This is a genomic window from Flavobacterium collinsii, assembly GCF_902804485.1.
Classification (GTDB): Bacteria; Bacteroidota; Bacteroidia; order Flavobacteriales; family Flavobacteriaceae; genus Flavobacterium; species Flavobacterium collinsii.
Genome location: NZ_CADCST010000009.1, coordinates 1 through 1,327, shown reverse-complemented (window position 1 = coordinate 1,327; position 1,327 = coordinate 1). Strand labels below are relative to the sequence as shown.

At 31.8% G+C, this 1,327-nt stretch carries 2 protein-coding genes; both read left to right on the top strand.

The features are described 5' to 3' along the window. A partial coding sequence (locus FLA105534_RS00075; protein WP_217427676.1) for a helix-turn-helix domain-containing protein occupies window positions 1-440 on the top strand: 440 nt, incomplete at its 5' end. Between the two features lie 14 nt (window positions 441-454). Beyond that, window positions 455-1,306 carry an IS3 family transposase gene (locus FLA105534_RS00070; RefSeq protein WP_217427675.1) on the top strand — a complete coding sequence of 284 codons (852 nt, stop codon included), beginning with the start codon at window positions 455-457 and terminating at the stop codon, window positions 1,304-1,306. Window positions 1,307-1,327: the final 21 nt, after the last annotated feature.

The following is a 1,327-nucleotide window of genomic DNA, read 5'->3' as shown; positions in this document are numbered from 1 at the left end:
TCATTATGGAAGTACCTCAAGAAATACGCTATGTAAAGCGTACACAAAAAGACTACTCTATGTCTTTTAAATTACAAGTTGTTCAGGAAATAGAACGCGGAGAACTCACAGCAACGGAGGCTACAAAGCAGTACGGCATCCAATGCAAAAGCACAGTTGTCCAATGGCTTAGGAAATTTGGTAACTTTGATTGGGAAAACCAAACCTCTATGAAAATGGCAAAAACACCTGAACAAAAGATTATGGAGCTTGAAGCTCAAGTCAAACTTTTAGAGAAACAAAAGGCACTCCTGGAAAGACAGGCTTTTGTTGCAGACAAGAAAGCAATCTTATTTGATATGATGATTGATTTAGCGGAAAAAGAATATCATATTGATATCCGAAAAAACTCTGTGCCCGAACAATCACCCATTTCAAAGAAAGAGAACAACAAACAATAGGATTTACCTGTTATTTGTTCGGGATAGACAGACAGGTTTATTATCGAAAAATTAAAAGAACAACAATTAAACAAAATAAAGCTAAAGAAGTTGTTTTAATGGTTAATGATCTTAGGCAATTAATGCCTAGAATAGGTGCTAGAAAGCTCTATTATCTTTTATTGGATCAACTCCATTTGATGAAGATTGGAAGAGATAAATTCTTTGATATACTTAGAGCTAATCATTTATTGGTACAACCTAAACGCAGTTACCATATAACCACAAATTCACATCACCGGTTTAGAAAGCACAAAAATCGAATTTTAGATTTAGAAATAAATCGCCCTGAACAAGTTTGGGTATCCGATATTACTTATATCGGAAAAAGAGATAATCCGTGTTATCTAAGCTTGATCACAGATGCTTATTCAAAAAAGATAATGGGGTATTATGTTGCTGAGAATCTCAATACTCAAAGTAGTTTAAGAGCTCTTAAAATGGCTCTTAAGCAAAGAACGCATAATACATTAACTCTAATCCATCATTCAGATAGAGGTTTGCAATATTGTGCACATGAGTATCAAAAAGAACTTATGAAAAATAAAGTATTATGCAGCATGACCCAAAATTCAGATCCTTATGAAAATGCGATAGCAGAAAGAATTAATGGAATTTTAAAACAAGAATTTATGATCGATAAGTATCATCAAAAAAGAAAAATTACAAACTTAATAATAAAGGAATCTATCAATATTTATAATAATCTCAGACCTCACTATTCTAATTACATGTTAACACCAAATCAAATGCATTCTCAAAATCAAATTCAAATGAGAAGATATAAAACAAAAAACAGTTGCAAGAGGGTTCTTGCAACTGTTTAATTAATTATTTTTATGTAATAA